The following is a 25,625-nucleotide window of genomic DNA, read 5'->3' as shown; positions in this document are numbered from 1 at the left end:
TCTAGAATCTATGAAGCGGGCCTGTAGCTCAACGGTTAGAGCAGGGGACTCATAATCCCTTGGTTGGGGGTTCAAATCCCTCCGGGCCCACCACTGCTGTTTGCCGCGTTTGCGTCGGAGATAAATTCCCTCCGAGGCCGCTGGCCTATTTCTCCTACAACCGCTTCCCTTTTCGGCAACATTTCTTCTGCCGTCTGAGCCTACGAGCCGGACGAAGAGATTCTCTCTAAAATTGCGTCGATCTTTATGCCTTCCTGACAGGGGCGGCGGCACACTAGTGCCTCAAGCTGCTTAGCGAGGAGCCCATGAAGCGTGAGGAGATAGCCGCGTTTTATCGCGAACAACGAGCGTCGACCTTTCTCCGCTCCCTGAATACCTCGGTCGAGGAACTCAATAGGCTACGCACGCTCCATGCTGGGTCCGATATCGATGATCTGCCTGAAGCGCGCACCCTGCAGAGCGCGATCCGCTCGCTGCAAAAGCTGGTAAAGACTTTTGAAGCGCCGGCTGAGACCACGTCGATCAATGCGAAATAGCCCAAGTAACTGTTCGTTGGGCTATTCGGCGAAAGCTTCCTGAAGATTCCCCAGAGCGTAATGCATGGCTATCGGAGCATAAAACTTTAGCCGTCAACCCGGTGAAAAGCCGCGTATTTGCGGGATTTCACCGGGTTGACGGCGGGAGCCAACGAACTGTCAATTTCTACTTGCAGCGAGACGTTCTGAACGCCTCTCCTATCAACGTGTCTGCGCTGCGGCGCGGGCTTCGTACTCGGCTGCAGTCTTCGACATTTGATCTGCCTTCTGACTGTAGTAGTCGTAGAGGTAGTGCGCCGAATCGACGGGCCGCGGATACTTCTCAGCGATGCTTACCGTGATTTGCTGGCGACGCTCCCACTCAGCTTTTTCTTCAGCGGCCTTGGTCTTGTAAACCTGCTCTTGTTCGTGAAAACGCACGGCCAAGGCACGATAGTCGCTTGCGCTATGGGCCTGCTTCATCTGTTGGGCCAGGTCTGTCTGGACCATGACCGCATCGGGCGATCCAGTCATGGGGCTGGCGTAAGCCGAACAGAGCGGCATAACAGCAGATCCCACGAGAAGCACGACAGTAACTGCAATGGATTTCATAAGATACCTCCTCAATACAAACTCTATTTTTGCCCCGGAGGCACAAAGAAGGCATAAAGGCCATTTTGCGAAGACAGGCTCGGATGCCATGACTGAGAAGAGAGATGTAGGATGGATGGGCCGGATATCGGACAGAGACTCAAGCGGTGAACCGGCGGCTGGATCATGGATTTCGATCAACTGAAAACATTTTTAGAAGTATGGCGGCAGAAGAGCTTTTCGCGCGCGGCGGAGCAATTGCGTATTACGCAACCAGCCGTGTCGGCACAGATACGATCCCTGGAGCGCGAAATAGGCGAGCAACTGTTCGACCGCAAGGGCGGCAAAGTAACGTTCACAGCCACGGGGCGAGTCTTTGAGCCGTTCGCGGAGAATGCTTTGGCGACGCAGCGGCACATGCTGATGATGGTCGCCGAACAGCGTCATGCGGCCCGCGGCGAGATCGCGATCAGCTCGCAGGAGTCTGTCAGCCTGTATGTGCTGCCCAAAGTATTCACGGAATTCAAAGATCAGTATCCGAAAGTGGGCTTGAAGATCGTTCGCGCGGAAAAGTCCCGCACTCTTGAGGCCTTACTGAATCGAGAGGTGGACTTTGGGGTGGTTTCGCTGCCGGTGAAAGACCCAAGATTGGTAGTGGAGACCCTCCATCGCGATGAGATTGTGCTGGCGGTCCCCAAGGGACATCCGCTAACCCTGGCAACAAAGGCTGAACCAGCGGATATCGTAAAGTATTCCTTTTTATTGCCGAAGCAGGGCAAACAGCGTGATCTTCTGCTGAATATCTTCCGAATGCACGATGTCTATCCGAAGACGGTGATGGAAGTCGAGAGCCGCGAGTTGATGAAGCGGTTCATTGTGGCGGGCCTGGGCATCGGCTTTTTGCCGTCTATCAATATCGCAGAGGAGTTGGCTGCAGGGACCGTGCAAACTGTTCCAGTACTCGCTATTCGGACATGCCGCGATCTTGGATTGATTTACCTGAAAGACAAGGTCCTGACGCGCGCTCTCAAAGGATTTCTCGATGTCACCTTGCGGAGCGCGACAACGTCATAGAATCTGCGATGCGTTCAAGAGCTGAAAGGCCCGTCGAGAGAACTCTCGACGGGCCTTTGCTTTGGGGTGTTCGACACACGCTGACTCAAATAGCGATTTCACCGCGCTCCTGATTTCGGATACGGATAGCGTCCTCGGCTTTGAAGAGGAATATCTTTCCATCTCCGATCTGCCCTGTAGCCGCGGCGGCAATGATGGCGGCAACGATCGCTTCGACGCGATCGTCCATCACAACGAGTTCGACACGAAGTTTCGGAATCAGGCTGATCTCGTATTCGCGCCCGCGGTAGTTTTCGGTATGGCCCTTCTGTCGCCCATGGCCTCGTGCTTCAGAGACCGTCATACCTTCAACGCCTAGATCTGAAAGAGCTTCTTTGACTGCTTCGAACCGATTTGGCCTGATGATCGCTTCAATCTTTGTCATGATGTCCTTTCGTGCTTTCTCCGGTTGAATTGCAGGAGCTTCCAATCATCCGTGGTGGATAGCGAGGAAGCGCCGACTGACACTTCCCCGCTCTTTTAGAGCTGTTCCCCTATCGCTATCCCCAGAAAGATGAACACCGCTTTTCCTGGGAGGATAGGAGAACGCTTTAGTCCTTTGAGCCAGGGATACCGAGTGCGGAGATGACGTACTCGGGGTACGCGGAGATGCCGTGCTCGTGGAGATCGAGTCCATACAGCTCGCCTTCTTTCGACACGCGAAGCGTCCCAGTGAGGTTGACCAGCCACATGACCAGCATCGCGACCGCGAAGGTGGAGACTGTAATGATGGCGCTGCCGATGAACTGGGCCTTCAGCAGAGTGATGCCGCCGCCATAGAACAGACCTTTCAATGGAGCACTATTGTCAGGAGCGAGCGGTCCGGTAGCACCGTACTTGCCGACCGCGAACAGGCCCAGCGACAGCGTTCCCCAGATACCGCAGATTCCGTGAACAGGAACAGCGCCGATAGGATCGTCGATGCGGAGATATTCGAGCAACTCTACACCGGCGACGACGATGACACCGGCAATTGCGCCGAGGATGATAGAACCGGTTGGGCTAACCCAGTAGCAGGGGCAGGTAATCGCGACCAGGCCGGCCAGGAAGCCGTTGACCGTGAAGCTGATATCCCACTTCCTGCTCATGAAGTAAGCGGTGAACATGGCAGTGAGAGCGGCAGCGCAGGCTGCAAGCGTGGTGTTCGCAGAGATGCGGCCAATCCCCTCAAAGTCCATGGCGGAGAGCGTGCTGCCGGGATTGAACCCGTACCAGCCAAACCACAGGATCAAACCGCCGGCGGTCGCCATGGTGAGATCGTGAGGCAGCATCGGTCCACCACCATCACGCTTGAACTTGCGGCCGAGCCGCGGTCCAAGAACGAGAGAGCCGGCCAAAGCGATGAAACCACCGATGGTATGAACGACGGTCGAACCGGCGAAGTCGTGGAAGCTTTGACCGAGGTTGGGAAGGAAGTATCCGGGAGCACCCATGGTGGCGAGGAAGCCGTCCGGACCCCATGCCCAGTGACCGATGATGGGATAGATGAAACCGGAGACGGCGAGCGAGTAGAGCAGATCGCCTACGAACCCGGTACGACCGATCATGGCTCCCGAGGTGATGGTCGAGCAGGTATCCGCAAACGCGAACTGGAATATCCAGAAGGCGAGGAAGCTTACGCCGGTGGCCTCATATGTCGCGGGAATGTCGCGCAGGAAGAACCAGTGATACCCGATCCATCCGTTACCGTGGCTGAACATGAACGAAAAGCCGATGGCATAAAAAAGCAGGCCGCAAAGAGCGGTATCTACGACGCACTCCATCAGTACGTTGACCGTCTCTCGGGATCGACAAAAACCAGCTTCCAGCATGGTGAAACCAACCTGCATACCGAACACCAGGAAGGCTGCAATCAACGTCCACGCTGTGTTGACCGGATTGACGATGTCGGCGGCCTTAACCCCTGGCGTATCGGCTGCATGCACAGTCGTAAAGAGCAGTTGCGTCAGGAAGGCTGTAATCATCAGCACGCCAACTACGCCTAAGACCTTTCCTCCAAGCAGCGTAAATCCGTAGCGGCGCCATTGCGCGTCTTTGAGCCGGCTACCGAGCCGGTTGAACTTCTGCGAGAACGATAGCGTTGATCCATCCACTGTTCGTGCCATTCAGAGGAACTCCTTATTGGACATGTTGAGCGTCGCGGAGGCGACGGGAGGACAAGTCATGCCGAAAACAGGTACACGCCCACGGCGCCACGTATGTCTTGGCATGAAAGAGTGCCCGATTGCTATTGCGGTAGTTGTACGGTACACAGCCGGGCGGGAAGCATCAAGCATCGATTGCGGGTAAAACAAATATTTATCCGCCGCATCAGCATTTCCTAGTCGGCGCGGCTGCATTGACATTCCAGCCACTCACAGCTTGAGGTCGAAGCAGCAGCGCGCATAGCGTTCTTTCATGCTGTCTATCAAATCTGTTGATGCATGTCTTTCGCACTAGGAAAGGCATATGTCCGGATGCTATACCCCAGATACACCACAACCTGGTTCGACTTATTCGCTCCACTCCATGACCTTCGGGCCACAGGAACACCTGCGTCGCAACGAGAGGGATATCTGCATTTCCACACAATCCCATCTGAAAGGAACACTTAATGACTGTTGTCCGCAATAGCTCTGTGAAGATCAGCCTGCTCCTCCTGGGATGCTGTGCAGCATGCTTTGTCAGATGCCAGGCACAGACTCAGGAAGGAACGTCGCCAACTCCTTCGTCAAGTTCCACGACTGCGGCTACGCCAGCAGTACCTGCTGCGACCACACCGGCAGCAACACCGGCTGCATCACCCACAGCCTCTGTGTGGAGTGTCGGACCCATCGACTTCAGTGGACTGGTAGATGGCTACTACAACTTCAACGCGAACCATCCGGCGGTCAGTTCCGACGGCAATCAGTTGCGTAACTTCGATTACGATGCGAACACCTTCAGCCTGAATATGGCGAAGTTGACCATGTCGCACGATCCCGATCCTGTTGGGTTCCGCATCGATCTGGGATTTGGCAAGACCTTCAACACCATCATGGCGAGCGAGCCGAACTTCAAACACCTGGAGCAGGCCTTCGTAAGTTGGAAGCCCACCAAGGCCAAAGGATTTGAAGCCGACTTCGGTGAATTTGTAACTTCAGCCGGCGCTGAAGTAATCGAGACTAAAGACAACTGGAACTACTCACGTTCCCTATTATTTTCCCTGGCAATCCCGTACTACCATGTAGGTCTGCGAACCTCGATGCCAGTGACCAAGACCTTTACCGGCGGTGTGCAAGTAGTGAATGGCTGGAATAACTTCTCGGACAATAACAGCGGAAAGACCGTTGGTTTTACCGGTGTCTACACCAAGACCAAATACACATGGTCGGGAAACTTATACACCGGGCCGGAGAATACAGGCACGAATAAGGGCTTCCGCAACTTACTCGACACAACCTTGCTATTGACGCCGACTGCGAAGTTCAACGCCTATATCAACTACGACTACCTTCAGAATCGCAACGCGGTTCTTGTAGCTCCATCGATCTACACGACGGGCAGCCTTGACCACTTACAAGGCATCGCCGTAGCAGCACACTATCAGGCTACGGGGACGCTCGCGGTTGCAGGCCGGTATGAATATCTTGCAGACGGCACGAGCACAGGATCCGCTATTGGGACGGGTATACATCAGAAGCTGAACGAGTTCACGGCGACCGGTGAATATAAGATTCCCGAAGGCCTGCTGGCGCGACTGGAATATCGTCGCGATGGATCCGATCAACCTTACTTCCACAAAGGGACCTCAAAGCTGGTCGAAGGCCAATCCACTGTCGAGGTTGGTGTGGTGGCCTTCTTCGGTCCAAAGCGCTAGATCCCTGCACTTGGGCCAGGGTGGGCGATCTCGCATCGAGATCGCCCACCTTGGCTTAGTTATCAGAACCGTATCTGAGTTCGTGCGGAGCGGGCCAGGTCATGGTGCCATCGGCGCGGGTCACATACATGAAGAGCTTGTGGTCGCCGTTTACCCGCACGGCGACGATGATGCCTGTGCCAAAGTTCCCTGAGCCGTCGGTCTTCGAGATATCGACGTGGTGCGAGACGATGGGCCCTTTCACGGGGCTGTCGATCGTCCAGTCTTCGGTGAAACGCTTAAGGGGATAGCCAGAGTATTTTTCGGGGTGTTGCTGCCAGTCGGCATCATTGTTATAGATGCCGAAGGCCTTGGAGTAGTCCTTCGCCTCGAGAGCGTCGAAGAAGTTATTCACTTTGTGTTCGGCGCCGAGGTTGGAGAAAAGCCATCCGTGACCCAGGAGGTACCCGCCAAGCGTCAGCACGATAGCGAGCACAAGGAACACTCCGCCGGCGATCAAAAGGTTGCGGTTACGGTTGTCGCGGCGTGGATCGTAGGCAGGGGCGTCCATCAGACTCATGGTTCGGTTTCCTCTTCTGGAATATTAGACACCGAAGCGGCGTAATTCGGCTTGGTAGGCGAAGGCATCGCGGAAGTGTTCGAACTCGGCGCCTCCGGGCAGGAGGTAGACCGAGAGTATATCGAAGCGGATGGGGACACGATCGCGATGGTGCTCAGGAATCTGCCGGAGATAGGCTGCAGCCATGCGGCGGAGCGTGCGCTGCTTGTAGAGGTCGACTTGGGTTTCGGCAGCGGCGAGGTCACGGGCGGTGCGGGTCTTGACCTCAAAGACCACGAGCGTATCTCCGTCCCAGGCGACGAGGTCAAGGTCTCCTTTGATGCGATCTGCCCGCCAGCGGCGCGCAACGACCGTGTAACCGAGGGAGCGAAGATGGAAGTAGGCTGCGTCCTCGCCACGTTCGCCAGTGAGGAGGTGCTGAGGTCTGGGGTTTCGGCTGGATCGGCGGTCTGCCAGGTGTTGGAGAATGAAGTAGACGCGGCGTTCCATGGCGAGCGAGAGCTTGGCGAGGCCCATGCGGAGAGAATAGCGTGAGAATAATGTTTATGGGAGCCCAATCTGCCCCCAAACGCTGTAAAACCGACCTCTGCGCCCAATATAACGTCCCCAGGACGAGTCTTGCACAGGATCAACGATATACTTGGACGTGCACACCAAGCACAACCCAAATCACCATTTGAAGAGGTCGCGGCTATGTCAGCAAAGTACATCTTTGTGACCGGCGGTGTTGTGTCATCGCTAGGTAAGGGGCTCGCTGCAGCCTCCATCGGGTGTCTGCTCGAAGCGCGAGGACTACGCATCAACCTGATGAAATTCGACCCGTATCTGAACGTCGATCCGGGCACCATGTCGCCGTTCCAACACGGCGAGGTCTTCGTCACCGACGATGGCGCGGAGACCGATCTCGATCTCGGCCACTATGAGCGGTTCACGCATGCGAAGTTGTCGCGCGACAACAACCTGACCACAGGCCGCATCTACGAGCAGATCATCACCAAGGAACGGCGCGGAGACTACCTGGGCAAGACGGTACAGGTGATTCCGCACGTGACTAACGAGATCAAGAATGCGGCGAAAAAGATCGGCGCGGACTGCGACGTCGCCATCGTCGAAATCGGCGGGACTGTCGGCGATATCGAATCGCTGCCCTTCCTGGAGGCCATTCGTCAGATGCGGCAGGAACTGGGGCGCGACAATACCTGTTTCGTGCATGTCACGCTCATCCCATGGATCGCCGCCGCACAGGAGCTGAAGACCAAGCCGACACAGCACTCCGTGAAGGAGATGCTGAGCATCGGTATCCAGCCGGACATTCTGCTCTGCCGCGCTGACCGAGCTGTGCCGCAGGAGATGCGGTCGAAGATTGCGGCCTTCTGCAATGTGGAAGAGGCCGCTGTGGTGGTCGCGCGTGATGTGCCGTCGATCTATGAGGTACCCCTGAATCTTGCCGCTGAAAATGTCGATACGCTGGCGATGAAGTATCTGCGCCTGGAGACGAAGGTGCCGGACCTTTCGCAGTGGGTCGACATTGTGCATCGGGCCTACCATCCGATAGATGAGGTATCGATCGGCATCGTCGGGAAGTATGTGGAGTATGAGGACAGCTACAAATCGTTGAAGGAAGCGCTGGTCCATGGAGCTCTGGCCGAGAACCTGAAGCTGAAGGTGACGTGGCTCGAAGCCGAAGGCCTGGAAGTTGAGGACTATGCGTCGCAGTTGACGAGCTTCGATGGAATTCTGGTGCCGGGCGGATTCGGCAAACGCGGCATCGAAGGCATGCTGAATGCTATTCGCTATGCGCGAGAGAACAAGGTGCCGTACTTTGGCATCTGCCTGGGCATGCAGACGGCGTGTATCGAGTATGCACGCAATGTGTGTGGTTTGACGGACGCGAACTCCGGCGAATTCGACCCGGCTACGCCGCATCGCATCATCTATAAGCTGCGCGAGTTGATTGGCGTAGAGGAGATGGGTGGAACGATGCGCCTGGGGGCCTGGACCTGCGTGATGGAGAAGGATTCGCTCGCCGCCAAGGCCTATGGCACTACAGAGATCTCAGAACGGCATCGGCATCGCTATGAGTTCAACCGCGAGTACGAGCCCATTCTGACTGGCGCGGGGCTGCGGCTGACAGGAACGACTCCCGATGCGACGTATGTTGAGATTGTGGAGATTCCAGAGCATCCGTTCTTCCTCGGCTGCCAGTTCCACCCGGAGTTTAAGTCGAAGCCGTTGGAGCCACATCCGCTGTTTCATGAGTTTGTGAAGGCCAGCTATGCGAATCGGGGTTTGCTAAAGGCGCAGAGCGTGGTGGAGACAGAGGTCAAGGCCTGAGCAGGATGGATGAGGGCACACGCGCAGCGAGAGCGCTGTCGAAGGTGACAAGGGTGAGATTGGCGGAGAGCGCAAAAGCGGCGAGATAATCGTCGGCCCAGCGTTTGGGTGAGACTTCGTCGCGGAACGAGAGGCGACGAAAGATTTCCTGCAAGCCATCTGGCTCATCAATAAATGTCATTCGCGGATCTGCAAGAAATGCTTCATAAAGAATCCAGGCTTCGGCTTGCGTGAGTCCTGGGGGTACCGGGCACTGCTTGCAATGTTAGGACACGAAGCAGACCGAGTTGAGTCTGGCGACAGAAGGACAGTTGCTCTCGAGGCCCAAGCTGAGCGAGCCACTGCTGAGCCGGGAAATAGTGAGGGTGGGTTTGAAGGGCAAGGCTCACCCATACATTCACATCAAGCAAGTTCATCGTCGGCCGCAAACATGATGTCGTTGAAACCGTCTTCGGGTATCTTCATACTGCCCGGGCGATCACTCTTAATCAGCGGATAGCGGTCTTTCATACGCTGCCTAAACTCCTCATCGGTCTCACTACGGAGGGCCTCTGAGAGCACGACATCAGCTACAGGGCGGTGCTGACGAGCAGCCCGTTCTTCGAACTCACGGTAACGGGCTTCCGGAATGTCGAGAGTCACCTGCATAGTTTGATGTTAACGCAGAATTCGGCTGTCAGGAAGAGATCTGAAGCCACTTCGATCCGAGAACACCCTAGACACGATCACGAATAATTCTGTCCACTCCCGCGTCTTCCGCTGCGGAAACCCGTCTCTATCGATAGGGTTGCCCAAGTAAGAGGCAGGAGGTACGGACAATGCGGCGACAACTGGTCAAGGTGACAGCGTTGGCGATGTTTGTGAGCGGGATGCTCTTCCCTGCCTTTTCGGTACAGGCGCAGGAGTCGGCTGAGCAAGGCGCTGGTGGGGGCCAAAGAGGACAGTTTGCTGGAATGCAGCGGGTCGGAGGCGAGGTAACCGCTGTAGGCGGCACAACAGTAACCGTGAAGGCCGAGGATGGCGGGACGTACCAGATTGTAACTACCGCTAACACTCGGCTGATGAAGGGTCGCGGAGTCACCGTGAAGCTCACCGACGTGAAGGTGGGCGATGGTGTGATGGCAGCCGGTAATCTCGACGCACCCAACAAGACGCTGCACGCAGCGATGTTGTTTGTTACTGATGCTGCCCAATTGAAAGCGCTGAAGGAAAACCTCGGAAAGACCTACATCGCAGGCAAGGTAACAGCAATCGACGCGGACAACGCGAAGATGACGGTGCAGCGGCCCGACGGCGTCGCACAGACCATCGGCTTCGATGAAACAACTTCATTCAAGCGTGGACGCATAGGCCGTGGACCAGGGATGGGTGGCGGAATGGGTGCGGGCGAGGGTACAGGCGGCGCGGCTGCCAGCGCCCCGGCCTCTACGGGAGAGAGCATCACGCTGGCCGACATAAAAGTTGGCGACAATGTGGGCGGATCCGGTTCAGTAAAGGGAGGGGTCTTTGTGCCAGCGCAATTGACGGTGGCCACGCCCGGTCAGGGACATCGACGCAACGGTGAGGGCTCCCCCAACGCCGCACCGGCGGCCAGCCCTTCCCCGGCAGGGACAGCCGGGCCAGGAACCAGGTAGCGTTCGCGCGACAGTCGTCCCACTTGTTGGAGATTAGTTGGCTTGTGATCAGCCGAAGCATTCGGTGGCATAGGGAGTGTACGTGGCGGCTTGGACGATGAAACGACAGACGGCAGTGGGATGTGCGTCACTGATGCTAGTGGCTATGGCGGCCCAGGCACAGAGCACCGCTTCGCCGGCCGCGAACAGCACAAACACCCAGACGATTCCCGCGTCAGCAACGCCCAGCACGACTGCCCCACAGAGCACCGCAACCGCAACACAAAGCACCCCTGCAACGCAGGGAGGAACGATTCACGGGACAGTGGTTGCCGGAACAGCAGGCAAAGTGGGTGGCGTTCCATTGCCAGGAGTCTCTATCACCGCGACCAATACGTTGACGGGGAAGAAGTACACAACAGCGACCGACATCGACGGTGCCTATGCGATGAAGATTCCTCGCAACGGACGCTACGTGGTGCGCGCGGAGTTGGCTGGATTTGCCACGACAACGCTGGAGACCGTGCTGACTGGGGTGGAGACGCAGGCAGCGCAGCAAGGGATCGCCATCGTGGAGAAGCCCACCGACTTCGGCATGGAGTTAGCCAGCCGCGCTGAGGCTGCCGAAGCGAAGCAGGCTGCTGCAACCACAAGTGCAAATAGCACGGGCCTGACGCGCGGAGTACAGAGCCTTAGCCTCAACGCGGGAGAACAGGACACTACGGATGTAACAGCCAGCGGAGGCAACACGGGTACAAACCTGCCAACACTGTCGGGACTGTCGAGCGGCGACAATGGTGTGGCAACGGATTCTGTCACAGTCAGCGGCCAGACTGGGCAGACGAACGGACTCGCGAACTTCAGCGAAGATGAGATTCGGCAGCGTATTCAGAATGCCGTGGCACAGGGCCAGGCCAGTGGATTGATACCGCAAGGAGGCGATCCCACCAACGCTATCGTGGGCATGCTCGGTGGCATGATGGGCGGCCCGGGTGGCGGTGGTGGTGGACGTGGCGGCGGTGGTGGTGGCGGAGGAGGACGCGGTGGTGGCGGAGGAGGGTTTGGGAGTGGAGCGTTTCGCAACTTCAATCCCTCGCAGCCGCACGGCAGCATCTTCTACCAGAGCACTAATCTAGCGCTGAACTCCGCGCAGTGGCAGCCAACACTGTTGCCGCAGACAAACCCGTCGGGATACACCAACAAGTATGGACTGACCATCGGAGGCTCACCCTATATTCCAGGACTGACCCGAGCGAATTCGAAACAGTTTGTCTTCCTCAACCTGACAGGGCAGAAGGACCTGAACGCGTTTATCGGGGGGCCATCACGCGTACCGACGATACAGGAGCGGGATGGAGACTTCTCGCAGTCGACACAAGAGGTCAGCGGCGTGGCCCAACAGGTCGAACTCTATGACCCCAAGACGGGCCAGCCGATCGCCAATAACAATCTGGCGAATGCGAGCGTACCTATATCATCGATCGCGCAGGCGCTGCTGAACTACTATCCCGCCCCTAATATTCCGACGAATGCGCAGGGATATAACTATCAGACGATCTCGAACGAGGGCAGCAACAATGTCGCCATCAACACACGTTACGTGCGAACACTCGGCTCCGCGACGAATACGCCGATAGGCCGCTTCGGGGGTGGGGGTGGGGGTGGGGGCGGAGGAAGACGCAGCGGCAACTCGAATGCACCACCCGCTCTGCGGCAGAACATCAATATCGCGTACAACTACTCGCACACGGCGAACGATCAGCGGAATATCTTTCTACCGCTTGGAGGAAAGACGGAGAGCGATGGCAATTCGTTGAATGCGGGCTATACGGTCGGTTACGGACGGCTCTCCAACAATGCCAGTTTGAACTGGAACAAGTTGAATTCGCTAACACGCAATTACTTTACCGATACTGAAACCGACCCATCGGCCGAGGCCGGACTGAGTATTCCCAATCAGGCCGGCGGCTTTGCCGATCCACGCTTCTATAACGGCCTGGCTTCGTTGAACATTTCAAACTTCGCAGGGCTTTCCAACACGACGCCTAGCCAGACGATCAATCAGACGATCAGCTTCTCTGACTTTGTGGCCTGGCGGCGCAAGAAACACAACATGCGCTATGGGCTGGATATCCGACGTGTGCATACGGACTCCATCGGCGGCAACAATCCACTGGGCTCCTACACCTTTACCGGCTATGCGACGGCGAGTCCCGCCGATCAACTAGCCGGAACCGTAGGACAGACGAGCGGCAACGGCTTCGCAGATTTTCTGCTCGGCCTTCCCGAAAGCACAAGCCTCCAGGCGGGGCTATACAAGACTTATCTGCGCGAGAATGTTTACGACGGATATGTGACCGACGACTTCCGGGCACTAGCGAACGTGACCATCAACTATGGCGTGCGCTATGAGTACTTCGCACCCTACACCGAGAAGAACAACCGGCTCGTAAATCTGGCACATGACGATACGTTCAGTGCGGCCTCGATCCAACCGATAGAACCGGGCGCACCCGGGTATCCCACCAGCCTCGTGAACCCCGACCGGACCATGTTCGCTCCGCGTTTCGGCATTGACTGGAAGCCGAAGTTCACCAAGGACACCGTAGTGCGCGGCGGTTACGGCATCAACTACAACACCGGCCAGTTTGCGACCTTCGCGAAGTCTCTCTCCCAGCAGGTACCGTTTGCCAATACGCAGACGAACGCTGTTCCTACCCCCACTACGACCAACCCGACTCCAAGTCCTACAGGTTGCACCACGCTCACACCATCGACACCAAATCCGACCCTTACTTTGGCAAATGGATTTGGATGCTCGACGGACAACACGATCCAGAACAACTGGGCGGTGGACAAAAATTACCGGCTGGGTATGGTGCAGGTCTATAACCTAAACATTCAGCGCACCTTCCCACTCGGCATTGTGTTCAACCTCGGCTACAACGGATCCAAGGGAAGCAATCTGGATGTCGTTGGCTCTCCGAATGGAACGCCTTCAGGTACCACCACACCGGGTATTGCGCCGTTCGATTATGAAGAGTCGGCTGCTGGGTCGCACTCCAATCAGTTAGTTGTCAGCGCGCAGAAGAGGCAACAGAAAGGCATCGCGCTGGGCTTTACCTATACCTATTCGCATACCATCGACAATGCGTCTGGAGTAGGCGGAGCCGTCGGTCCCCCCGTACAGAACTTCTATCGACTGGATCTTGAAGAGGGCAACTCGAGCTTCGACCAGAGGCACAACCTGACGGGCAACTGGGTCCTTGAACTACCGTTCGGACCCAACCGCGCCTTCTTCAATAAAGGTGGATTGTCGTCCAAACTGCTGGACGGATTTTCGTTGAGCGGCACCTTCACCTTCGCGACGGGAACCTATTTCACGCCGACGTACACCGGCAACCAGGCAGAGGCCTCGTCAGGCAATACCATTACCCTGCGGCCGGATCGCGATTTCACGCAGCCACTGAAAGGCCCGGGAAAGGTTGGTGAGTTCTTCAATACAGCAGCGTTCGTAGCCCCGGCATCAGGCCAGTACGGAAACGCCTCACAGGGATCGATCGAAGGCCCAGGAACGGTTTCGGTAAATACCTCGCTATCGCGTACGGTTCAGCTCGGAGGCACGAGCTCGTTTGAAGCGCGGGTGACGGCGAGCAACGTCTTCAATACGGTGCAGTACAGCGGCATCAACACGACACTGAACAACGCTAACTTTGGCGAGGTTTCAAGCGCCGCGGCTATGCGAGCGCTGCTGGTGCAGGCTCGATACAGATTCTAGGACTAGGAAAGAAATAGTTCGAGGCGAACCCTTTGTTTCGTCAAGTTTTGAGGGATGAGTTAGCGAGTTTTGAGTGGTTGGTTAGGAGTTTCAAGATGCGGCGTCTTGTAGCGGCTTTGACGGTGGTTGTGCTCGGGTTAGGAAACCCGCTGGACGTTGCTGCGCAGAATGCAACGCAGGCCCCGACAGTGCGGGGGCAGGCGGCGAATACTCCGCAGCAAAATGCTCAGGGCCAATACACGATGACAGTGAATGCCAACATCGTTTTGAACAACGTTGTGGTGCGCGACAAGAAGACCGGCGAGTTGGTAAAAGGCTTGAAAGCCAGTGATTTTCACATCGTCGAAGACAAGAAGCCGCAGACCATCATCAGCTTCGACTATCAGAACGTCGACCAGGCCGCAGTGCTCGCGGAGAAGACGACGGCAACAGGCAAGGCATCGATCGCCGACCTGCTCGAGAACAACTTTGCGGCCAGCCCAAAGCAGCTTCGCGACCATCGCCTGATCGTGATCTTCTTCGACCTGAGCTCAATGCAGGATGAGGACATCGACCGCGCGGTCGATGCCGCTACCGACTACGTGAACAAACAGATGCAGCCAGCCGATCTGGTCGCACTGGTAAGCATGTCTACCGGCTTGAACATGGATCAGGACTTCACTAGTGACAAAGCAGCGCTATTGAAGGGACTCGCGAAGTACAACGGCAGCGACGAGACGGGCTTTGCCAATGGCGGCACCGGAACAACCGACGGCACCAGCGACGACACAACGCAGTTCGCGGCCGACGATACCGAATACAACAGCCTGAACACCGATCGCGAACTGTTGGCCATACGCGCTATTTCGAAGAGCCTGGAACGCGTGGACCAGCGCAAATCAATATTGTACTTCTCCGGCGGGCTGACACGCAACGGCATCGAAAACCAGGCAAGCCTGCGCGCGGCCACCAATGAAGCCGCAAAGGCGAATCTCGCGATCTATAGTGTCGACGCGCGAGGACTGCAGGCATTGCCACCGGTTGGCGACGCCAGCAAAGGTAGCCTGCGGGGCAACTCAGCCTACAGTGGCTCTGCGGTAACGGCGCAGTTCAGCGCCAACTTCAATTCGCAGGAGACACTGGCCACACTGAGTACGGACACGGGCGGCAAACCGTTCTTCGACTCCAACGATTTTGCGCCTGCGTTCCAGCAGGTGCAGCACGATACCGAGGCTTACTATATTCTCGGCTTTCACTCGACTAACCAGGCTCACGACGGAACGTTTCGCCACCTGACTGTTACGGTCGACCGCAAAGATGTGAAGATCGATTTCCGCCCGGGGTACTATGCCCCGGCCGACTTCCAGCACCAGAAGACCGAAGACCGCGAGCTCGCGATGACCGAGCAGATGCGCAGCGACCTTCCTGCAACTGATGTTGCGGTCTATCTACAAGCACTGTATTTCCGGCAGAGCGAAAACCTGTTCTTCGTTCCGGTAAGCCTGATCGTTCCGGGATCGCAGATTCCGTTTGTGAAGAATGGCGATCGCGACAAGGCGAGCCTCGATATTCTTGGCCAGGTGCGGGACGCGCAAGGGCTCGCCGTGGGGAATGTGCGCGACACGGTGAAGCTCGCGCTCGACCAATCGCAACAGGTACAGCGGAAGAACATCCAGTACTCGACGGGATTCTCACTCGCACCCGGCAAGTATCACCTAAAGTTTGTGGTGCGCGAGAACCAGAGCGGCAATATGGGCAGCTTTGAGACGGATATCCGCGTACCCGATCTGAAGAAGGTCCCGCTAAAGCTGAGTTCTGTTGTCCTTGCGAGTCAACGCACACCCAACACGGCGAAGAACTCCAATAACCTCTTGGTGCGGGATGGCCTGCAGTGGGTGCCCAATGTCGCGCATGTCTTCCGGCAGGACCAGCACCTGTACTTTCTGTACGAGGTCTATGACCCCTCCAAGCAGAAGGGTGCAGCGGAGCCTGCGACTTCTCCGGGACTAGGGCGGCGCGAGGGCGGCCCGGTGCATGTACTGACCAGCATCGAGTTTTTGAGCGGCGGCACAAAGGTCTATGAGACGCCGCTGGTGACGGCGAATGTCATCAATGTGCCGGACCGCGGAGCCGTGGCGTTCCAGTTCGATGTGCCGCTCGCGCAGTTGAAGGCTGGAACTTACATCTGCCAGGTGAACGTGATTGACGATGCGGATGGAAGCTTTAGTTTCCCGCGGATGGCTCTCCGAGTGACTCCAGCAGCGGTAACGGCGGCTCCAGCGGGGACACCGCAGGCAACTCCGGCTGCCAGCCCGGCACCCACACAGTAGTGTTGGCTAGGGGGTGTCGAGAGCTGTTCTGCCAGCAAAGGCGTTCCAAGGACAGCACATCCGACAGCAGTGAGCATTTTCTTAGAGACTCCACAGCCGCCGATAACGTCTAATTCTTCCAGACCTCGCACGCATCGCACCGCTGAGGCGAATCGATCAGAATATCTTCGGTCGAACGAAGGGATCCATGTTCATCCAATCACGTTCCGGTCTCGTTTTTGTTGCTTCTCTCCTATGCCTGGCAACAGCCTCTGCCCAGCAACTGCAGCCACCTTCCGCCAAACCCGCCAGCCGCACGATCCATCTCGACGTCGTCGTCTCAGCGAAAGGCGGACCGCCGGTCGGCGGCCTTCAGCAACAGGACTTCACGCTTCTGGACAACAAAGCTCCACAGCCAATCACCTCTTTTCGTGCGGTGAGGGAGAACGATGCCCCCGTAGAGATCATCCTTCTGATCGACTCCGTTAATACGACCTACCAGAACGTCTCCTTCATTCGTGACCAGGTCGACAAAGTTCTGCGCGCCAACGCCGGCCATCTCGACCACCCCACCTCGCTCGCCTTCCTATCGGATGATGGAGCCCATATACAGAAGGGCTTCACCAAAGACGGGAACGCACTGAGTGCCGACCTCGATAATTACACTGTCGGACTGCGAAGCATTCGCCGATCCTCTGGGGTATACGGAGCCGAGGAACAATTTCAGATCTCGATCACCGCGTTGCGTCAGCTTACGGCGCATGAAGCAACCCTTCCCGGACGCAAGCTTATTTTGTGGATCTCACCCGGATGGCCGATTCTCTCAGGCCCACGTATCGAACTCGATAACAAACAAGAACAGCAGCTCTTCTCCGAGATCGCGGATCTCTCCACACAGCTTCGTGAAGCCCGCGTTACTCTCTATGCAGTCGATCCGCTCGGGGCTGGCGCGTCCGTCGGCCGGACCAACTATTATGAACAGTTTCTCAAGGGAGTCAGCAAGCCCAGCCAGGTCGAAATTGGCAACCTCAGCCTGCAGGTCCTCGCCGCACAGAGTGGCGGCCTCGTCGTCAACCCCAGCAACGATATCGCCTCCCTGCTCAAGGAGTGCCTCGCGGATACCGCAGCCTACTACGAGATCACCTTCGAAGCGTCGCCGGCGGAACATCGCGACGAATACCACCACATCGAGATCAAGTTGACGAAACCCGGGCTTTTCGCTCGTACTCACGACGGATACTACGCACAACCCTGATTCGGCAGCAGATCGTCCGACTTCAGAGAAATACGCTTTTCTGCAGCAGCCCCTTGACGGATTCCAGATTGCAGGTCCAAAATGGAAGCCGCTAAAAAAGGAGGGGCTCCGTGATGCGTCTGCACACTGTAGCTCTTATTTCTCTCTTGACCGTGATGTGCCCTGCGGCCTACACCCTCGCCCAACAAACTACCCAACTTAGAGATGCGCCTATAGCCTCTCCGGAGCAGCGTGCGTTGATGCACAGCGGGCCGGAATGGGCATTGATTGCACCTCATCTTCCCAACCCTGAAACAGCCAGCGCAGCGTCCCTCGAGACTGCGGGAGATGTGCTGCGTGCTCGACGCTTTCCTGAAGACGCACTGGACTACTACGGCTACGCGATGGCTCGCGGCGGCGACGTAAGCGAGTTGCTCAATAAGATGGGCGTCACGCGGCTGGAACTGCGCCAGAACGCGATGGCGCACGAGATGTTTCTACGCACCGTTCGTCTGCACAAGAAAGACGCCATTGCGTGGAACAACCTCGGCGTAACCGAGTACGTCGTGAAGAACTATATAGCGGCGATCGGGGATTACAAACATGCGTCGAAGCTGGACAGGAAGTCGGCGGTATACCACTCGAACCTTGGGATGGCGTACTTCGGGAGCAGAGACATCGATGGGGCTCGCAGACAGTTTGCGACAGCCATCGAGCTGGACCCGGGGATTATGCTGGAGCGCGATACCGGCGGAACAACCGCGCATATCGTGGGCACAGAGAACTACAGCGAACTATGCTTCGAGATAGCCAAGCTGTATGCGCATGAACACAAGGATGCCGAGACACGGTTGTGGCTGGCTAAAGCCTACGAGAACGGCTACGATGTGCGCGATGGCTTACGCACCGATGTTCTGTTGCAGGCCTATCAGAAAGATCCCCAGATACTCCAGATGTTGAACGACACCGATCAGCTAAAAGCAAAACGAACAGGCACGATTGCACCGAGCCTGAGAGAGACATCGATGAACTTAAATTGATCAACGTCAATCTTTGAAACCGGACGGCACACCACACCCGGAGGGGCATGTATGAAAGCATGCCCCTCCGGGTTTCTATTTGTAGGGACAATGCCGGCAGCTGGAGTTACAGCAGTAGCCACGGCGGAGATGATAAGCCTCCGTAAAGACCATGTACGGGCCCTCCATGTAGAAGTCTTCCGGGCGAAGGAGGTCGTTCTCTGCCGAGGAGTTGGCCGTCTCGAGGGTTCGTTCCGTTTCGAGTTGCGAGTCGCGCGGGTCACTCATGGGAAGAGCCCTGGTGACACTACTACCTGTGCCGTGCGTGCAGGAACAGCGGCAGCGCGAAGCATGTCGGCGATAGAGCGTTTGCGTTTCGGAGAAACGATAGCGGGTATGGATGCTTCGTCTTCGACGACTGCCCCATTGAGGAATTGAACTTCACGGCCGGGAACCGCAGGCACGCGCTCACCGGGAACGGTAATGCCTGCAAGGTTAAGCGGGTCGGCGGCAGCCACGGTAATCGGCGATTCGTTAGCGCGCGTAGCAGCTTCGCGGCGAGCAGCGCGGAGTGAATCAACGGCTTCAGGAAGGGCATACTGCTCGCCGAAGGGGCCGCTCACGAAACGCCCCCCACGGATCTCGCCGCGAGCTTCGAGGCGGCGCAGCACGGGTAAAAGATCGCGCCACTTGGGGGCGTTCGACTCTCGGGTGAGCAAGTCGCGAAAGAGGACTCCGTAACGGCAGAGCAGGATGCGGGCGTGAGCGTCGAGCGCAACGGCATTTTGTTTGGCACGAGCGATAGAAGCTTGCGGCCCAGGATCTATGGGGAGACAATCTATGGGGAGACCAACGGTGGGTTCACAGAGAAGCGACCAACGCCCAGCAGTCGTGCGGGCAGCGGCACGCTTGCGCAGGCTGACTGCCGGTGTCTGCGCGACAGCGGCGGACTTGCGGCGCGGGTCCATCATGGCACGGAGTTGATCGAAGCCGTCGGCGGATGCCAGGCCTGCGGTGGCGAGCTCCCAGAGCGCTGTCGTGGTCTGCAGCTTCGTGAGACCGCTAAGACGTTGCAGGTCGGCGGTAAAGGCTGCACCACGTTCCCCGAGTAGAGTACGAAGTTGCTGCGCTTCGGGCGAAAGAGATTGTGCCAGGACCTTTTCTTCGACACACTTCGCTTCGAGTGCATGATGCAGCCACTCGGCGGACTCGCGCAGAAAGAATGTTATCGGAGCGGCTGTCGTGGGAATTACACGGCGGGGAGCGGATGCGTCGGTCGTTGCAAGCCATGCAGGATGCGGAGAGATGCGTCCCCATCCAATGACGCCGGCGAGACAGAGATTGTCGAGCCAGCGAGGATCGTAGTTTGCGATGCGAGCAGGCAACAGTGTGCGCTCCCACTCGACGGCTGGAGCTTCGAAGCCTTCCAGCTGTTCGATCGCCGAGAGGACTCCTTCTTCACCGGCGAGTTGCGTCTGGGGTGCGAGATGGTGCCAGTCCAGCAGCCAGCGCATGAATATATTGGGAGCAACGGGCTCAACCTGCTTGCGCAGTGTGCCGAGCGTGAGGCGATGGATGCGCTGCAGGATGCGGCGCTCGCACCATTCGATATCGTGCGGTGCCTCGTCCGCAGGTTTCGTGCGTTCGAAGACGCCACGCATCGCAAGGCCCTGCATCTCCATTGCGAGCAGCGCCTGATGCAGCGAGCGCGGATGCAGGTGCAGGAGCGCGGCAAGGTGTGCGGCAGTGGTGGGACCGAGGAGTTGTAGCCAGCCCTGGGTGAGTTGGGTCGTTACAGCATCGCGGGAGTTAGCTGTCTTGATCGCAGCGTTGGTGGAAGACACAAGGTCTGGCCAAAGCAACATGGCATCAGCGAGGCGCTCCGTAGCGATCCATACGGGAGCACTGTCAACTTCGATGACCTGCACGCGGCCCTTTGCGGCAAGACGTTCGAAGTACAGCGGCCAGTGCTGCGCGGTCTGTGGCTTCCCTGCTGTTTCGACAAAGGCAAGAGGAAGCGCGACCAGCGAGAGCAGGAGATCGTGCAGTTCATGCTCGTCCCGGATGTCTGGCCAGAGCTGCTGGCGTACCGTATCGATAGCTGCTTGATCCAAACGTCCTGCACCGTCGGCAACGGTATCAGGCAGCGCCCGGCGCATCATCACAGCTCGCGCGCGACGTTCTTCAATACCTGCGTCGTCAAGGAAAGCGTACGGCATTGCGTTGATGAGTTCGTGGGCGAACTGCGACGGAGCAGGCGTGTCGATGGCGATGCATTGAATCGTCCCCGACTCGATGCCGCGCAGAATCGCAAGCAGGCCTTCGAGGTCCATCGCCTCGCCAAGAGTGTCCTTCATCACCTCGCGAACAAGCGGATGATCGGGGATTTCGATGTCACCGACCATCGTCTCGGGACAGGCTGATGCATGCGGAAAGACGCTCGCCAGAAGATCATCAGAACGCATGCGCTGGATCTGTGGCGCGACGCGCTTCCCTTTCTGCATACGCAGCAGTTGCAGCGAGCGGCCTGCGGCCCAGCGCCAGCGATTCTTGAAGAGTGGCGACGGTATAGCCGCCTGCTCCAATAGCTCTTTGGCCGTGTGCTCGGTGAGGAACTGGAAGACATCCGCGAGTGGGAAGCTGTGCTGCTCGGCGAGCGAGATGTTGATGCCGTTGTCCGTAGCTGCGGCCTGCAGTTCGAAGTTGAAGCCTCGGCAGAAACGCTTGCGCAACGCGAGGCCCCAGGCCTTATTGATGCGGCCACCGAAGGGTGCGTGCAGGATGAGCTGCTGGCCACCCCCTTCGTCGAAGAAGCGCTCAGCAACGATGGTGGTCTTGGTCGGCACAGCGCCCAACGCCGTGCGGCCCGCAACGATGTATGCGGTGAGCTGCAACGCGGCGGAGTCGCTGACGAAGCAGTTCTGCTTGAGCCAGATGATGCAGTCCGCGACTTCTGCGTTTGCAGCGTGTACGGTGCTCGGAGTGACGCCACGGGTGCGCGCATCTATCTCTCCTCGAAGATCGCCGACACCATCGCAGAGAACGGAGGTACGCTGTGGGGCTTCGCCTTCCCAGAACGGGATGCTCGGAGGCGCGCCGTGTGCATCTTCTACCAGCACCTTGCCTGCGGGATCGACGCGCTGGATGCGCCAGCTCGTATTGCCTAACAGCACAACGTCGCCCGGGGATGAGTCGACGGCGAAGTGCTCATCGAGCGTAGCGATCTGCACGTTCTCAGGTTGTAGCATCACGCTGTAGAGCGCGGTATCGGGGATGGCGCCGCCGTTGGAGATGGCAATCATGCGGGCGCCGCGGCGGGCATGGAGTTGGCCCTGCACGCGGTCACGCAGCAGGTATGCGCCATAGCGTCCGCGCGAGCTTTCGATACCGTTATGCAGCAGCCCGAGAAGTTCGTCGTAGTGTTCGCGCGTGAGGTTGCGATATGGCCACGCGCGGCGCACCACATCGTAGAGTGCGGTCTCGTCCCACGACTCGGCACCACACGCCGCGACGATCTGCTGCATGAGCACATCGATGGGAAGCTCGGGAACCTCGAGGCGATCAAGTTCGCCGGCGACCATCTTGCGCAACAGGGCGGCCTGCTCCAGCAAATCATCACGGGTCGTCGCGAAGAAGCGGCCTTTAGGTATGGCTCCTCGCCAGTGACCTGCGCGGCCAACGCGCTGCATCGCGACCGCAACGGCGCGGGTTGTCGCAATCTGGCAGACGAGGTCGACGCTGCCGATGTCGATGCCGAGTTCAAGCGACGCGGTGGCGATGAGGATCTTGATCTCACCGTTCTTAAGGCGCTGCTCTGCATCCAGACGCAGAGCGCGGGATAGGCTTCCATGATGCGCCGCAACAGCCTCTTCGCCGAGACGCTGGGTGAGCTCGAAGCTGATCTTCTCGACGAGCTTACGTGTGTTAACGAAGACCAGCGTCGAGCGATGTTGATTGGCTAAGGCCGCGAGTTTATCGAAGATCTCGCTCCACATCGCTGTGCTGGTAATGGAGCCGAGTTCATCAGACGGCACTTCAAGAGCGAGATCGAGCGTGCGGCGCTGGCCTACCTGGACGATCGTCGCGGGTTTGCGCATTCCCTCAGGGGCTAAAGCCCCTTGCCCTTTGGGCAAGTCAACGGACGGGCTGAAGCCCGTCCCCTTCAAAGCGAAGCCCGAGTTCACATCAGTGCTCGAGTTCACTCCGACTAGAAAGTTCGCGACGAGTTCGATGGGATTCTGCGTCGCCGAAAGACCGATGCGCTGCGGAGCTTTCGGCAAACCGGTTAGAAAGGCTCCGGGCGACAAGCGATTCTCTCCGCAGACCAGCGCGGCCAATCTCTCCAGAGACAATGCGAGATGCGCGCCGCGCTTGTCATCGGCGATGGCGTGAATCTCGTCGACGATGACCGTCTGCACGCGCGTAAGGTTCTGACGAGGCTTGCCTGCAGTAAGCAGAATATAGAGCGACTCGGGCGTGGTGACCAGGATGTGTGGCGGATGCTTGAGCATCGCCGTACGATCTTTCGCCAGCGTGTCGCCCGTACGAACGCCGGTACGGATCTCCGGGCAGAGATAGCCGCGCTGCATGGCCAGTTGCTGAATCTCCGCCAGCGGCCCGTCGAGGTTCTTCTGCACATCATTCGAGAGCGCCTTGAGTGGCGAGACATACACGACCTCCGTCTGTTGCGGGAGGCGGCCTTCGATAGCTTTGCGCAGCAAGGTGTCGATACAAACCAGAAACGCAGCGAGTGTTTTACCAGAGCCGGTGGGTGCTGAGATCAGGGTAGCGTCGCCGCGCAGAATGCTGGGCCAACCCGCAATCTGCGGCTCGGTGGGTGAGCCGAATTTCGTGAGGAACCACTCCTGCACGACCGGATGCGCCCAGGCTAGGGTGTCCTGTGCGAGTTCGGGTTGCGCGAGGGCCCCGGTGTGCATGGGGATATTGTATCTCTTCGCAGTTTGTTCGCTTCGACAAACTCATTGCCCAGCCTTCACGGAGGCTCGCCGGACGGTTGAAACTTAGTGCGCCCGCTGTGCCCAGGTAGATAGATCTTCTGTAGACCGTATGTTTTGTGTGAGTAGGGCGTCCAACAGCTTGCGGGTACCCAATGCGTGGAAGGGTGTGTCTATGCGAGTACCCATATGTTGGCCCGCGAGCTTCACGATGTAGAGTGGGCGATTGTCGAACTGCCCGCCCAAACTTGCGCTCTGTTCCTCAGCTGTCCAGTCAGAGGTGCCATTCCAATCCATGATGCGCCAACTGTGATCTCCCATAATCACCACGGTAGAAGAGTCCCACTGCCCGCTTTGCTCAAGGGTTGATCGAACATGAGCAAGATACTTGTCCGCAAGCGCCAGATTATCAATGTAGGTGGATGAATCCGTAGTCAGTTGGCCAGTCTTCCTGTTGTAGATTCCACTGGGATGAGGAATCGGAAGATGCAGAAAAACAAAACCCGCGGAACGATCAAGAAGCACCTTATCCGCGGCATCCGAAATATTCCTATAGTCCGCAATATGAGGGTTCGTGTCGACGGAGTCTTTTGGCAGAAACTGCTTCAAGGCCCGGGGAAGGCCGTGCGACATCACGACCGAGAGAATCGGCTGCGGCAGGTTGGATGCCAGTGTTCCGCCCGGAAGCATACCATTCTGTGGATTATCCCAAAATGTCCAGAAGCAATGGTCAAGAACCGCAGGCATGAGGCGGCAGTACGGGTTATACCAACCCACGAGAGCAGTACTGTAACCGGCGCCCAGAGCATCCTGGAAGACGGTATCGTGTTGATCGAATGGCTGCCATGCGTCTGCATCCGGAATGTGCATAGACAGTTGTCCTGCCGGCGTCGAGTGCAGAGCGTCCACAGGTTTACCGGTCAGCAGCGAAGGCAATATTTTCTCAGTCCTTATATTCGTATCGATCGGTATGCTGGCGGGTATGGGATGGGTGAACAACGTTGCCTCATTCGCGAGCGCATCGAAGGTGGGAAGCTGAAGGCCCTGGAAGCGGTTCACATATACCTGCTGATACGAAAGCTCATCCAGCACAATCCAGATAATTCGCGGCTTTGTTTCGGCAGTCGGCACAATTTGCGAATGGTGCAGCGGCAACTGGTCATTGAGCGACCTTGCCTGCCAGCCGAACCGCACAAGTTGGAAGAAGAGTATCCCCCCGCTGATTGCCACAAACAGCAGCACCGTCGATGCAAAGCCAATCACGTGCTCGAATCGCTCTGCAAACGCGGGACGCCAAAGCAACATCAGGAGACCATAGGCGACAATTGCAAAGCTGATGAGAGCCAACCGCTCCCAATGGGCCGGCGTAAAAGACGGGAGAAGACCCAGGTCCTCAAGAACAATCGAAGGCGTAAAGAGTATGATCGCGCCCCATACCGCAGCGCGTGTTCTTCCAGGAGTTTGCACCAACAACAGCAGCAGCGTCAGGACTGCCCACACGACAAGAAAATTGAGAACGATCGGGCCGAAGAGAACGAGTGGACGACCGCTCCAGTGATAGATAGCCATATGGTTGGCATCTACAAGAGGATCTACGATCCGTATCACGTAGATCGTCGTCAAACCCAGCGCGACGCCTGCACTTCGCATCAGCCTGTTCATCGGCCCACTGTGTAGGCGGCCATGGTCCATGAGATTTCTTTCGCTGATAGCAGATCCCCTATAGGTACAGCAGAGAGCCACGGTCTACAGACCGTGGCTCATCAAGAAAGAGTGATGTTATTGAAT

The 25,625-nt window shown here is 57.5% G+C and carries 19 protein-coding genes and 1 tRNA gene; 10 read left to right on the top strand and 10 right to left on the bottom strand.

Annotated elements, in window-relative coordinates:
* Positions 1-17: 17 nt before the first annotated feature.
* Positions 18-93, top strand: a tRNA-Ile gene (locus GSQ91_RS10685).
* 212 nt (positions 94-305) lie between these two features.
* Positions 306-536, top strand: a complete 231-nt coding sequence (locus tag GSQ91_RS10680; RefSeq protein ID WP_158821541.1) for a hypothetical protein — start codon at positions 306-308, stop codon at positions 534-536.
* A 201-nt stretch (positions 537-737) separates the two neighbouring features.
* Here GSQ91_RS10680 and GSQ91_RS10675 read toward each other — a convergent pair whose 3' ends face one another.
* Complete coding sequence (locus GSQ91_RS10675) at positions 738-1,127, bottom strand: hypothetical protein (RefSeq protein WP_158821540.1); 390 nt, start codon at positions 1,125-1,127, stop codon at positions 738-740.
* 165 nt (positions 1,128-1,292) lie between these two features.
* Here GSQ91_RS10675 and GSQ91_RS10670 point away from each other — a divergent pair, with 165 nt between their 5' ends.
* Complete coding sequence (locus GSQ91_RS10670; RefSeq protein WP_158821539.1) at positions 1,293-2,180, top strand: LysR family transcriptional regulator; 888 nt, start codon at positions 1,293-1,295, stop codon at positions 2,178-2,180.
* Between the two features lie 85 nt (positions 2,181-2,265).
* On the opposite strand, the gene GSQ91_RS10665 is transcribed toward GSQ91_RS10670, so the two are convergent.
* Positions 2,266-2,604 carry a P-II family nitrogen regulator gene (locus tag GSQ91_RS10665; protein WP_158821538.1) on the bottom strand — a complete coding sequence of 113 codons (339 nt, stop codon included), beginning with the start codon at positions 2,602-2,604 and terminating at the stop codon, positions 2,266-2,268.
* A 166-nt stretch (positions 2,605-2,770) separates the two neighbouring features.
* Positions 2,771-4,324 carry an ammonium transporter gene (locus GSQ91_RS10660; protein ID WP_158821537.1) on the bottom strand — a complete coding sequence of 518 codons (1,554 nt, stop codon included), beginning with the start codon at positions 4,322-4,324 and terminating at the stop codon, positions 2,771-2,773.
* A gap of 488 nt (positions 4,325-4,812) precedes the next feature.
* Between GSQ91_RS10660 and GSQ91_RS10655 the strand changes: the two genes are divergently transcribed.
* Positions 4,813-6,057, top strand: a complete 1,245-nt coding sequence (locus GSQ91_RS10655) for a porin (RefSeq protein ID WP_158821536.1) — start codon at positions 4,813-4,815, stop codon at positions 6,055-6,057.
* Between the two features lie 55 nt (positions 6,058-6,112).
* On the opposite strand, the gene GSQ91_RS10650 is transcribed toward GSQ91_RS10655, so the two are convergent.
* Together GSQ91_RS10650 and GSQ91_RS10645 are read right to left on the bottom strand one after the other, a co-directional pair.
* On the bottom strand, positions 6,113-6,616 hold the full coding sequence (locus GSQ91_RS10650; RefSeq protein WP_158821535.1) for a hypothetical protein: 504 nt from the start codon (positions 6,614-6,616) through the stop codon (positions 6,113-6,115).
* Between the two features lie 24 nt (positions 6,617-6,640).
* On the bottom strand, positions 6,641-7,132 hold the full coding sequence (locus GSQ91_RS10645; RefSeq protein WP_158821534.1) for a YraN family protein: 492 nt from the start codon (positions 7,130-7,132) through the stop codon (positions 6,641-6,643).
* A gap of 177 nt (positions 7,133-7,309) precedes the next feature.
* Between GSQ91_RS10645 and GSQ91_RS10640 the strand changes: the two genes are divergently transcribed.
* A complete protein-coding gene (locus GSQ91_RS10640) occupies positions 7,310-8,950 on the top strand; it encodes a CTP synthase (RefSeq protein WP_158821533.1) in 1,641 nt (546 codons plus the stop codon).
* Here the strand turns inward: GSQ91_RS10640 and GSQ91_RS10635 are convergent.
* Together GSQ91_RS10635 and GSQ91_RS10630 are read right to left on the bottom strand one after the other, a co-directional pair.
* Complete coding sequence (locus GSQ91_RS10635; RefSeq protein WP_158821532.1) at positions 8,940-9,131, bottom strand: hypothetical protein; 192 nt, start codon at positions 9,129-9,131, stop codon at positions 8,940-8,942. The two genes, GSQ91_RS10640 and GSQ91_RS10635, sit on opposite strands and share 11 nt — an antisense overlap.
* 221 nt (positions 9,132-9,352) lie before the next feature.
* The gene (locus GSQ91_RS10630; protein ID WP_158821531.1) at positions 9,353-9,598 is read right to left on the bottom strand and encodes a hypothetical protein; all 246 of its coding nucleotides are present in this window, start codon (positions 9,596-9,598) and stop codon (positions 9,353-9,355) included.
* 170 nt (positions 9,599-9,768) lie between these two features.
* On the opposite strand from GSQ91_RS10630, the gene GSQ91_RS10625 reads away from it, so the two are divergent.
* The 5 genes from GSQ91_RS10625 to GSQ91_RS10605 all read left to right on the top strand — a co-directional run bounded on the left by GSQ91_RS10625 (position 9,769) and on the right by GSQ91_RS10605 (position 18,903).
* The gene (locus GSQ91_RS10625) at positions 9,769-10,584 is read left to right on the top strand and encodes a hypothetical protein (RefSeq protein WP_158821530.1); all 816 of its coding nucleotides are present in this window, start codon (positions 9,769-9,771) and stop codon (positions 10,582-10,584) included.
* A 97-nt stretch (positions 10,585-10,681) separates the two neighbouring features.
* On the top strand, positions 10,682-14,341 hold the full coding sequence (locus tag GSQ91_RS26055) for a TonB-dependent receptor (protein ID WP_256370374.1): 3,660 nt from the start codon (positions 10,682-10,684) through the stop codon (positions 14,339-14,341).
* Positions 14,342-14,436: 95 nt separating this feature from the next.
* Positions 14,437-16,650, top strand: coding sequence for a VWA domain-containing protein (locus tag GSQ91_RS10615; RefSeq protein ID WP_158821529.1), 2,214 nt, complete (start codon positions 14,437-14,439; stop codon positions 16,648-16,650).
* Positions 16,651-16,837: 187 nt separating this feature from the next.
* Positions 16,838-17,884, top strand: coding sequence for a VWA domain-containing protein (locus tag GSQ91_RS10610; protein WP_254064494.1), 1,047 nt, complete (start codon positions 16,838-16,840; stop codon positions 17,882-17,884).
* A gap of 113 nt (positions 17,885-17,997) precedes the next feature.
* Complete coding sequence (locus GSQ91_RS10605; protein ID WP_158821528.1) at positions 17,998-18,903, top strand: tetratricopeptide repeat protein; 906 nt, start codon at positions 17,998-18,000, stop codon at positions 18,901-18,903.
* Between the two features lie 75 nt (positions 18,904-18,978).
* Here the strand turns inward: GSQ91_RS10605 and GSQ91_RS26050 are convergent, their stop codons facing one another.
* The 3 genes from GSQ91_RS26050 to GSQ91_RS10590 all read right to left on the bottom strand — a co-directional run bounded on the left by GSQ91_RS26050 (position 18,979) and on the right by GSQ91_RS10590 (position 25,487).
* Entirely contained in the window at positions 18,979-19,170 is a 192-nt protein-coding gene (locus tag GSQ91_RS26050; protein WP_158821527.1) for a DUF5522 domain-containing protein, read from the bottom strand.
* Entirely contained in the window at positions 19,167-23,819 is a 4,653-nt protein-coding gene (locus GSQ91_RS10595; RefSeq protein ID WP_158821526.1) for a DEAD/DEAH box helicase, read from the bottom strand. The genes GSQ91_RS26050 and GSQ91_RS10595 overlap by 4 nt, the downstream gene beginning before the upstream one ends.
* Positions 23,820-23,903: 84 nt before the next feature.
* Positions 23,904-25,487, bottom strand: a complete 1,584-nt coding sequence (locus tag GSQ91_RS10590; RefSeq protein WP_158821525.1) for a sulfatase-like hydrolase/transferase — start codon at positions 25,485-25,487, stop codon at positions 23,904-23,906.
* Positions 25,488-25,625 lie beyond the last annotated feature (138 nt).

The sequence above is a fragment of the Granulicella sp. S156 genome (assembly GCF_009766105.1).
Lineage (GTDB): Bacteria > Acidobacteriota > Terriglobia > Terriglobales > Acidobacteriaceae > Granulicella.
The sequence above is the reverse complement of the archived record's forward strand: the minus strand, read 5'-3'. Positions and strand labels throughout refer to the sequence as shown.

What these genes read in the sequence shown, in the direction of transcription:
- GSQ91_RS10680 (WP_158821541.1), top strand. Translation starts at nt 306, where the DNA reads ATGAAGCGTGAGGAGATAGCCGCGTTTTATCGCGAACAACGAGCGTCG.
- GSQ91_RS10675 (WP_158821540.1), bottom strand. Translation starts at nt 1,127, where the DNA reads ATGAAATCCATTGCAGTTACTGTCGTGCTTCTCGTGGGATCTGCTGTT.
- GSQ91_RS10670 (WP_158821539.1), top strand. Translation starts at nt 1,293, where the DNA reads ATGGATTTCGATCAACTGAAAACATTTTTAGAAGTATGGCGGCAGAAG.
- GSQ91_RS10665 (WP_158821538.1), bottom strand. Translation starts at nt 2,604, where the DNA reads ATGACAAAGATTGAAGCGATCATCAGGCCAAATCGGTTCGAAGCAGTC.
- GSQ91_RS10660 (WP_158821537.1), bottom strand. Translation starts at nt 4,324, where the DNA reads ATGGCACGAACAGTGGATGGATCAACGCTATCGTTCTCGCAGAAGTTC.
- GSQ91_RS10655 (WP_158821536.1), top strand. Translation starts at nt 4,813, where the DNA reads ATGACTGTTGTCCGCAATAGCTCTGTGAAGATCAGCCTGCTCCTCCTG.
- GSQ91_RS10650 (WP_158821535.1), bottom strand. Translation starts at nt 6,616, where the DNA reads ATGAGTCTGATGGACGCCCCTGCCTACGATCCACGCCGCGACAACCGT.
- GSQ91_RS10645 (WP_158821534.1), bottom strand. Translation starts at nt 7,132, where the DNA reads ATGGGCCTCGCCAAGCTCTCGCTCGCCATGGAACGCCGCGTCTACTTC.
- GSQ91_RS10640 (WP_158821533.1), top strand. Translation starts at nt 7,310, where the DNA reads ATGTCAGCAAAGTACATCTTTGTGACCGGCGGTGTTGTGTCATCGCTA.
- GSQ91_RS10635 (WP_158821532.1), bottom strand. Translation starts at nt 9,131, where the DNA reads ATGACATTTATTGATGAGCCAGATGGCTTGCAGGAAATCTTTCGTCGC.
- GSQ91_RS10630 (WP_158821531.1), bottom strand. Translation starts at nt 9,598, where the DNA reads ATGCAGGTGACTCTCGACATTCCGGAAGCCCGTTACCGTGAGTTCGAA.
- GSQ91_RS10625 (WP_158821530.1), top strand. Translation starts at nt 9,769, where the DNA reads ATGCGGCGACAACTGGTCAAGGTGACAGCGTTGGCGATGTTTGTGAGC.
- GSQ91_RS26055 (WP_256370374.1), top strand. Translation starts at nt 10,682, where the DNA reads ATGAAACGACAGACGGCAGTGGGATGTGCGTCACTGATGCTAGTGGCT.
- GSQ91_RS10615 (WP_158821529.1), top strand. Translation starts at nt 14,437, where the DNA reads ATGCGGCGTCTTGTAGCGGCTTTGACGGTGGTTGTGCTCGGGTTAGGA.
- GSQ91_RS10610 (WP_254064494.1), top strand. Translation starts at nt 16,838, where the DNA reads ATGTTCATCCAATCACGTTCCGGTCTCGTTTTTGTTGCTTCTCTCCTA.
- GSQ91_RS10605 (WP_158821528.1), top strand. Translation starts at nt 17,998, where the DNA reads ATGCGTCTGCACACTGTAGCTCTTATTTCTCTCTTGACCGTGATGTGC.
- GSQ91_RS26050 (WP_158821527.1), bottom strand. Translation starts at nt 19,170, where the DNA reads ATGAGTGACCCGCGCGACTCGCAACTCGAAACGGAACGAACCCTCGAG.
- GSQ91_RS10595 (WP_158821526.1), bottom strand. Translation starts at nt 23,819, where the DNA reads ATGCACACCGGGGCCCTCGCGCAACCCGAACTCGCACAGGACACCCTA.
- GSQ91_RS10590 (WP_158821525.1), bottom strand. Translation starts at nt 25,487, where the DNA reads ATGCGAAGTGCAGGCGTCGCGCTGGGTTTGACGACGATCTACGTGATA.